Genomic DNA, 1,959 nt, shown 5'->3' with positions numbered 1-1,959 from the left:
ATGGTCGCCAACATGACCGACGACGACATCTGGCGCCTGACCCGCGGCGGTCACGATCCGCATAAAATCTACGCCGCCTTCAAGGTCGCGCAGGAACACAAGGGCCAACCGACGGTGCTGCTGGTGAAGACCATCAAGGGCTTCGGCATGGGCAAGCACGGCGAGGCGCGCAACACGGCGCACAACACCAAGAAGCTGACCGACGAAGCCGTGCGCGAAATGCGCGACCGCTACGCCATCCCGATTCCGGACGACCAGCTGGCCGACATCCCGTTCTACAAGCCGGCCGACGACGCGCCGGAAATGAAGTACCTGCACGAGCGCCGCGCCGCGCTGGGCGGCTACCTGCCGCAGCGTCGCCGCAAGGCCGACGAAGCGCTGACCGTGCCGCCGCTGTCGGCGTTCCAGAATGTGCTCGACGCCACCGCCGAAGGCCGCGAAATCTCGTCGACCCAGGCTTATGTCCGCATCCTGACCACGCTGCTGAAAGACCAGAGCATCGGCCCGCGCATCGTGCCCATCCTGGTCGATGAATCGCGCACCTTCGGCATGGAAGGCCTGTTCCGCCAGGTCGGCATCTTCAACCAGCAGGGCCAGTTGTACGAGCCGGTCGACAAGGACCAGGTCATGTACTACCGCGAAGACAAGGCCGGCCAGATCCTGCAAGAGGGGATCAACGAAGCCGGCGGCATGAGCTCGTGGATCGCCGCCGCGACCTCGTACTCGACCAACAACCGCGTGATGATCCCGTTCTTCACCTACTACTCGATGTTCGGCATGCAGCGCATCGGCGACCTGGCCTGGGCCGCCGGCGACATGCGCGCACGCGGCTTCATGATGGGCGGCACCGCCGGCCGCACGACGCTCAACGGCGAAGGCTTGCAGCACGAAGATGGCCACAGCCACCTGTTCGCCGCCGCGATCCCGAACTGCGTGCCCTACGACCCGACCTTCGGCTACGAAGTCGCCGTCATCATCCAGGACGGTCTGCGCCGCATGGTGACCAACCAGGAAGACGTGTTCTACTACATCACGATCATGAACGAGAACTACCCGCACCCGGGCCTGAAGGCCGGCCAGGAAGAGGGTATCTTGAAGGGCATGTATCTGCTGCAAGAGGGCGACAAATCGCTGAAACAGCGCGTGCAATTGATCGGCTCCGGCACCATCCTGCGCGAATCGCAATTCGCCGCCGAGCTGCTCAAGAACGACTGGAACATCGCCGCCGACGTCTGGTCCGCGCCGTCGCTGACGCTGGTGGCCCGCGAAGGCCAGGACGCCGAACGCTGGAACCTGGTCAACCCGACCAAGGAACAGCGCGTGCCTTACGTGGCCCAGCTGCTCAAGGACACCGACGGCCCGATCATCGCCACCACCGATTACATGCGTTTGTTCGCTGAACAGATCCGCGCCTTCATCCCGAAAGAGCGCACCTACCGCGTGCTGGGCACCGATGGTTTCGGCCGTTCGGACAGCCGCGCCGCGCTGCGCGAATTCTTCGAAGTGAACCGTTATTACATCACGGTCGCCGCGCTCAAATCGCTGGCCGAAGAAGGCAAGATCGAGGCATCCGTCGTGGAGCAGGCCGTCGTCAAATACGGCCTCGATGCGAACAAGCCAAATCCGGTGACCCAATAACTAGAATACGGAGCAAACGCTATGAGCATTGTGGAAGTTAAAGTCCCGGATATCGGCGATTTCAAGGAAGTCGAAGTCATCGAAGTGATGATCAAGGTGGGCGACACGATCAAGGTCGACCAGTCGCTGGTCACGGTCGAATCGGACAAGGCCAGCATGGAGATCCCGTCCAGCCACGCCGGCGTCGTCAAGGAAATCAAGATCAAGGTCGGCGACAAAATCGCCGAAGGCGGCTTGCTGATCGTGCTGGAAGCCGACGCCGCCGCCGCCGCGCCGGCGGCCGCTCCGGTGGCTGCCGCTGCTGTTGCCGCCGCCCCGGCG

General features: G+C 63.2%; 1 protein-coding gene and 1 pseudogene. Both read left to right on the top strand.

The window, feature by feature from the left end:
* A pseudogene (aceE, locus tag Q0S71_RS03245) lies at positions 1 to 1,638 on the top strand (pyruvate dehydrogenase (acetyl-transferring), homodimeric type); the annotation flags it as partial.
* 21 nt (positions 1,639 to 1,659) lie between these two features.
* Positions 1,660 to 1,959, top strand: a 300-nt coding sequence (locus tag Q0S71_RS03240) for a biotin/lipoyl-containing protein (protein ID WP_295991243.1), incomplete at its 3' end; no start/stop codon positions are given.

The sequence above is a fragment of the Rugamonas sp. genome (genome assembly GCF_025354735.1).
Classification (GTDB): domain Bacteria; phylum Pseudomonadota; class Gammaproteobacteria; order Burkholderiales; family Burkholderiaceae_D; genus Rugamonas.
Note: the sequence above shows the minus strand (reverse complement) of the source record. Positions and strands in the feature narration are given on the sequence as shown.